Origin of the sequence: Sodalis sp. (in: enterobacteria), assembly GCF_051710625.1 — a bacterium.
In the GTDB taxonomy this organism is placed as follows: Bacteria; Pseudomonadota; Gammaproteobacteria; order Enterobacterales; family Enterobacteriaceae; genus JBPESN01.
On sequence record NZ_JBPESN010000099.1, the window covers coordinates 1 to 6,751 of the forward strand.

Consider the following 6,751-nt stretch of genomic DNA (forward strand, 5'->3'; position numbering starts at 1 on the left):
CTATATCGTGGGATATTACAGCGCACTCAGGCCGCATGAATATAACGGTGGGTTGCCACCAAACAAATCAGAAAGTAGATACTGGAAAAACGCTAACGCGGTGGCCAGTTTTAGTTGACCACTACACCGGAGCTAATTTCAATGGCGTCCTTGCGCACCAGCGCCTTCGACTGCTCTTCCGCCGCATTGGGCGGACGAAACCCCAGACGCGACGCAATCTCGGCACGCGTGGGGGCCATGCCGGTCTGCGTGACATGGCCGCGGATCAGGTCAAAAACCTCTTGTTATCTGGTGGTTAGCGCTTTTATTCCGTCCCCTGTTTTGTTTATACATTCTTTCTGAGAGTATATACAGCTCATTGCCAATTGAAAACCGAAAACGCGCGAAATAGGGTGTCATTCACGATAATATAGGCCCCTCGCCGTTGCGTTGCGGCAACGGGGGCGCCCAAGCACGGAAAGTGGCAGCGTTTACGCCATGGTCAGATGCCCCTGGATTATTCACCGCCGCCGGCGGATTAGCGGCAAGTATCAGAAAACTCAAACCCAGCGGGCATCATTTTTGCGCGCGATACTGCAGCGGCGGCCGCTGTGGCCCCGGACGGTGGCGCCGCCACAGATCCGCCGCGCGGTTTCTGGTATGCTTGCATAGCATTGCTAACAAGAGGCTTCACAGAGATATGTCAGGTTGGCGTAGAATTTATTATACGTTGTTGGATTTACCGCTAAAGTTGCTGGTAAGAAGTAAAGTCATTCCGACCGATCCGCGCGTTGAAGCCGGCCTTGATCCCCGGCAGCCCATGATGTATGTGCTGCCCTATAACTCCAAAGCGGACCTGCTCACCCTGCGTATGCAATGCCTGAAACAGGGTTTGCCCGACCCGCTGACGCCGCTTGATATCGACGGCGTCACCCTGCCGCGTTATGTATTTATTCATGACGGTCCGCGCGTGCTGACGTGGTACGCGGAAAAGTCACAGTCCGTTTCGCTGTTTCATAACTACCTCGATTTGCACCGCTCCAATCCTGCTCTGGATGTACAGTTGGTGCCGGTATCGGTCATGTTTGGCCGTTCGCCCGGCAGGGAGTCGCAAACCTCCCAGCCGGCACCGCAGTTGCGCTTGCTGAACGGTATCGAAAAGTTCTTCGCGGTGCTGTGGCTCGGGCGCGACAGTTTCGTGCGATTTTCGCGGCCGCTGTCGTTGCGCTATATGGCCACCAAGCACGGCACCGACAAGTCTATCGCCCAGAAACTGGCCCGGGTGGCGCGCATTCACTTCGCCCGGCAGCGGCTAGTGGCGGCGGGGCCGCGCCTGCCGGTGCGCCAGGATTTGTTTAATAAGCTGCTGGCGTCTAAAGCCATTGAAAAAGCGGTGGAGGATGAGGCGCGCAGCAAGAAGATCTCGGTAGAAAAGGCGCAACAGAATGCGATTGAACTCATGGAGGAAATCGCCGCCGACTTCTCGTATGAAGCGATCCGCCTTTCCGACCGGGTTCTTAGCTGGACCTGGAACCGGCTGTATCAAGGGCTGAACGTACGCAACGCCGAACGGGTGCGTCAGCTGGCCGAAGAAGGCCATGAGATCGTCTATGTGCCATGCCACCGCAGCCATATAGATTATCTGCTGCTTTCCTACGTGCTTTACCATCAAGGGCTGGTGCCGCCGCACATCGCCGCCGGCATTAACCTCAATTTCTGGCCGGCAGGGCCGATTTTCCGCCGTCTGGGTGCATTTTTTATTCGCCGCACGTTCAAAGGCAACAAGCTTTATTCCACGATTTTCCGCGAGTACCTGGGCGAGTTATTCACCCGCAGCTATTCAGTGGAATATTTCGTCGAAGGCGGCCGTTCCCGTACCGGACGGCTGCTGAAGCCGAAAACCGGCACGCTGACCATGACCATCCAGGCCATGTTGCGCGGCGGCAATCGCCCTATTACGCTGGTGCCAATTTACGTCGGCTATGAACATGTGATGGAAGTGGCGACTTATGCCAAAGAATTGCGCGGCGCGGTCAAAGAGAAAGAGGGGCTTTGGCAAATGATGCGCGGATTGCGCAAGCTGCGCAATCTCGGCCAGGGTTATGTCAACTTTGGCGACCCCCTGCCCCTGGTGACCTGGCTGTCGCAACAGGTGCCGCAGTGGCGCGATTCGGTCAACCCGATAGAGGCCCACCGCCCCGGCTGGCTGGCGCCGGCGGTGGATGAGATTGCCGCCACCCTCATGGTGCGGATCAACAACGCCGCTGCAGCCAACGCCATCAATTTGTGCTCCAGCGTGCTGCTGGCCTCTCGCCAGCGCTCGCTTACCCGCCCGCAGTTGCTGGCGCAGCTGGCCTGCTATCTTGAGCTACTACGTAATGTGCCCTATGCGCCGGACATCACGGTGCCCGATCTGACGCCGGAGGCGTTGTTAGCCCATGCTCTGGCGATGAACAAGTTCACCGTCGAGCATGACGCCATCGGCGATATCATCTGCTTGTCGCGCGATCAGGCCGTGTTAATGACCTATTACCGCAACAATATTCAGCATCTCTTGATTCTGCCGTCACTGGTGGCAAGTATCATTTGCAGTCATCCGGGGATCGAATGCGCCCCGCTGCAACAGCGGATCACGCTTCTCTATCCGCTGTTAAAAGCGGAGCTGTTTATGCGGTACAGCAAGCAAGAGTTACCGCCGGTTATCGACAGCCTCATCGCCGAACTGGCGCGTCAGGGACTGGTGGACGCGCAGGAAACACGGCTATATCCGGCGCAAACGCGTATGCATGTTTTGCAACTGTTGGCCGCAAGTGTCAACGAGACGCTGCAGCGGTATGCCATTACCTTTTCGTTATTACGCGCCAATCCGCAGCTTAACCGCGGAACGCTGGAAAAAGAGAGCCGCATTATGGCTCAGCGGCTATCGGTACTGCACGGCATCAACGCGCCGGAATTTTTTGATAAAGCGGTGTTCTCAACGCTGGTGGCGACGCTGCGCGCCGAGGAATATATCAGCGATACCGGCGATGTTATTAACGAAAAGGTCAGTGAGATGTGCGACATTCTCGGTCAATTAATTACTCCCGACGTGCTTGGCACTATCGAAAGCGCCAGCTTACTGGCAAACGGGCCGGCGAGTGCGACGCTGCCGGCGGAATAGCGGCTACGCTGCCCTTTGCGTTCCGCGGCTATAGCATCACGCCGCCTTTGTAGACACCTTCGCCGGCGCCGATCACCGCCGGCGTTACTTTATAGGCACTGGCGACCTCTTCCAGCGCGCCGGAAGACCTGTTGGCGCCAGCGCGGCGCAGGCGCGCTGAAACGCATTTAAGACAGGAGTCAATGGGGCAGTAAGCTCAGCAAAATGCCGATAAAAATCAGCATCCCGACGAGGTTATTATTTAAAAACGCCCGGAAGCAGGCCTCCCGTTCACGGTCGGCGATAAGCTTTTGCTGCCAGAGGAATAACCCTGCCGCGCCCGCCAGCGCCAGATAGTAGATCCTGCCAAGTCCGAGCTGCCAGCCGATAACGCCCAGCAGCAGTAGCGTCGCCAATTGCAGCAACCCGATGATAAGCTTATCGAAACGCCCAAACAGGATAGCGGTGGATTTGACACCGATGCGCAGATCATCATCCCGATCCACCATGGCATATTGGGTGTCGTAAGCCATCGTCCAGGTAATATTCGCCAGGAACAGCAGCCAACAGCTTAAAGGTAAGGACTGACTTACTGCGGTGAACGCCATCGGTATCGACCAGCCGAACGCCGCACCCAGCACCAGCTGCGGCAAATGCGTATACCGCTTCATGAAGGGGTAAACCCAGGCTAACGCCAGCGCCACCGTCGACAGCGCGATGGTCATGCTATTTAGCGTCAACACCAGCGCAAAAGAGATCCCCACCAGCGTCCCGAACAACAGTTTGGCTTCTTTTTCACCTATCGCCCCGCTGGGCAACGGGCGGGCGCGGGTGCGTTGAACATGACCATCTATTTTACGGTCCGCATAATCGTTTATCACGCAGCCGGCGGCGCGCATGAAGAAGACACCCAGAATGAACACTGTTAACGTTCCCAGCGCAGGTATAGCCATACCCGCCAGCCACAAAGCCCATAGCGTCGGCCACAGCAGCAGCGAGCCGATAGGCTTATCGATTCGCATCAAACGGCACCATACCTGCCATCTATCCTGTGTCAGACTGTGATCCAACGGAATTCTCCTTTACTGTTGTGGCGCATCGTCGCCGCTGATATACAGCGGGCAGTCGGGTAAAAATGCTTCCGTCAGCAGCAACGGTTGCCCCTCTGGAAGCCGCAGTCGGGCACGCCGCGCCCATAATGTGCCAACCCGACCGAATTGGATAACGTCGCGCGCCGGCGGACGGTGACGGAACAGCCATTGCCCCAGCGGCACATCCCCCAGCCTCAGCACCTGCTGCGCTGGCCCCGCCGCCGCGGCGGCGGGCACCAACGTGCGCGCGGTCAACCAAGGACGGTCATGGCTATACAGCACCACCTCCCGGAGCCAGAATCCCCCGCAATCCGGCAATAGCGCCGCCTCCCCCGCTTCGATGCAGGCGGGGACAAACCCTTCGCGATAGCGCCGGACGCGAATTTTCCCGCAGTGCTTTTCAAGGCGTCGAGTCATCGACCCGCGCTCGGTCAGCCAGCTTCGCGTGGTGTCGTCGGGCCACGCCGGTGGCTCCTGGAGCCAGCGAATACCGTCAAGTAGCGCCACTATGGCCTGATCCTGCATAGGGTTCGCGCTCCCGTATTCAAAGATTTCATTGTAGCCCAGAACCCCCGTTCATTGACATGCCGTAAACACAATTCAGCGCGTCATGCACACTGCGGGCCACGGCGGCCGCGACGATAAACAGTAGGCGCGCGCAGCGGTAAAAACACCACGTTCAGGAGCGTCTGTCGGAAAAAAAGGCCTACCGGAGGAAACCATTTGCATTGTGAATCGCGCCAGCGCGCTTATTCCACCGCGGGCGACCGTTCTTCGGTCAGGCCATACAGGTGGTATTTGCGTCCCACCATCTGGCCGCCGTCGCGGGTGAGCGGCGTCCAGTTGAACTGCACACGGGTCCGGTTCGGCGTAACCGTCAGGACGTCCAGCGGGATTGAGAGATAGAAGCCTTTAGTAAAGGAACCTTCACCGTATTCCTCTTTCGAGACATTGGTGAAGGTCGCATACGCACCGGCGGTGTGATACCACTGTCGAAACGTTTCGAGAGGTCAAACGTTACCCCTTTGTCCTTCGCCAAATATTGCCCAACGCTTGCCTTGACCAAAACGCCCTTCAGGAAGGTCGGCTGCCAATAGCCCGTTAAATTACCGGTGGCGACTTTATAGTCGGTGAACTTTATCATATTGTCTTAATCGCACTGTTTGACCTAGTTACCGTCAACGCCCACTGCCCAGTTGCTGTTTAGCGGACAGTAAAGCAGCTCGCCGCCGCCGTACATCATTTCCAGGTAACCACCGTACAGCTGGCCATGCCAGCCATCGCCCAGGCGATCGATGTAAGTGGTCTGCAATTTGCTGATATAAATGTCATTTTACACGTAGGAACGGATGTGCGTACGTGCCCGTGGCAAATGGGAATCTGACGGCAGTTAGGTGTAGTTGAATTTATCGTAGTTGTTAACGATGTTGCCAAACAGGCTACCCGACAACGACCAGTGATTGGTCAGCCAGTTAATTGGCCGTGCCTTCCACGCCAATCTGCTACATGTAAAAGCTTTCCGGGCCGCCGAAGGATTGATTCAGCACCGGCGCCCAACTCAGCTGCAGCCGGCTGCGATCAATATAATAGCCTTGCTCGGCGGTTTTCGGCACGTCAGGCTCGACGCGGCGCTGAATCAACGGCTGCTCATGGCCCAGCGGGTAGCCTTCCAGCGTATCCTGCAGGTTGCGCACATTGGTTTTGGTCGTCACCATCGGCATATTTTCGCGCGTTTCGGTGACTTTCAGCGTATCGATATTTTCCGGCAGATTATTCACCATAATGCGGTTGGCGCGATCCACGCCTTCCGCGCTATCGCGGTACTTATACTGCTGGCCGGTCATATACATGGTATGACCTTTAACCTGAATATGCGGCGACGAATAACCAGCGTTGCTCTGCATGTCGGTCAACTGGTGCGCTACGACCTGATGTTGCAGGATCTCCGATTGCGGATGCGGGGCGTAATCCGGTTTCTTCTCGCCGATATGCTGCTGTTTGAGATCGTTGAAGTTGGTGCGCAGCGTAAAACCGAACATGAAGGTATTGCCGTGCTCGTAGCTTACGTTAATATCCGCCCAATCGGCGACGCGGTAAATTGCCCCGACCTTGACGGGTGATTTCTGATCGAGGGTTCCGGCGAAATCATCCTGGCAATTGTTGCCTTCATACTCGACTTTCAGGCGCAGCGGCTGCCAGGGCGTTTGGTATTCAACGCCGCCAAAGACGGCCGAAGGCCCGTGGGAAAATGTAGTGCCACACTGAATTTGGCCACCCGAACAGAGGTGATATGCTCACCTCAGAACAACACGGGGGTGCACCAATGAAAAGAAGAAATTTTAGTCCTGAATTCAAACGCGAATCCGCTCAACTGGTTGTCGACCAAAATTACACCGCCACGCCAGCAGCAAAAGCCATGGACGTCGGTTTTTCTACGATGACGAAATGGGTAAAACAACTGCGTGATGAGCGACAGGGGAAAACGCCAAAAGCCTCTCCCATAACCCCGGAACAAATCGAAATACGTGAGCTCAAGAAGAAG

Annotated in this window: 4 protein-coding genes and 2 pseudogenes; 2 read left to right on the top strand and 4 right to left on the bottom strand. The window is 56.4% G+C overall.

Annotated features, from left to right (window positions below; all coding sequences use genetic code 11):
- Positions 1-125 precede the first annotated feature (125 nt).
- Positions 126-308, bottom strand: a pseudogene (locus ACTBDU_RS15550) (transcriptional repressor LexA); the annotation flags it as partial.
- 371 nt (positions 309-679) lie between these two features.
- On the opposite strand from ACTBDU_RS15550, the gene plsB reads away from it, so the two are divergent.
- Positions 680-3,139, top strand: coding sequence for a glycerol-3-phosphate 1-O-acyltransferase PlsB (plsB, locus tag ACTBDU_RS15555; protein ID WP_438807094.1), 2,460 nt, complete (start codon positions 680-682; stop codon positions 3,137-3,139).
- Between the two features lie 179 nt (positions 3,140-3,318).
- On the opposite strand, the gene ubiA is transcribed toward plsB, so the two are convergent.
- The 3 genes and pseudogenes from ubiA to ACTBDU_RS15570 all read right to left on the bottom strand — a co-directional run.
- Positions 3,319-4,188 (bottom strand): 4-hydroxybenzoate octaprenyltransferase, encoded by an 870-nt coding sequence (gene ubiA / locus ACTBDU_RS15560; RefSeq protein WP_438807095.1) that lies wholly within the window; start codon positions 4,186-4,188, stop codon positions 3,319-3,321.
- Positions 4,189-4,200: 12 nt separating this feature from the next.
- Positions 4,201-4,734 carry a chorismate lyase gene (ubiC, locus tag ACTBDU_RS15565; RefSeq protein WP_438807096.1) on the bottom strand — a complete coding sequence of 178 codons (534 nt, stop codon included), beginning with the start codon at positions 4,732-4,734 and terminating at the stop codon, positions 4,201-4,203.
- A gap of 224 nt (positions 4,735-4,958) precedes the next feature.
- Positions 4,959-6,488: pseudogene (locus tag ACTBDU_RS15570) on the bottom strand (YjbH domain-containing protein); the annotation flags it as partial.
- 44 nt (positions 6,489-6,532) lie between these two features.
- Between ACTBDU_RS15570 and ACTBDU_RS15575 the strand changes: the two are divergent.
- Positions 6,533-6,751 (top strand): transposase (locus ACTBDU_RS15575; protein ID WP_438807097.1); only part of this gene is annotated, 219 nt, incomplete at its 3' end.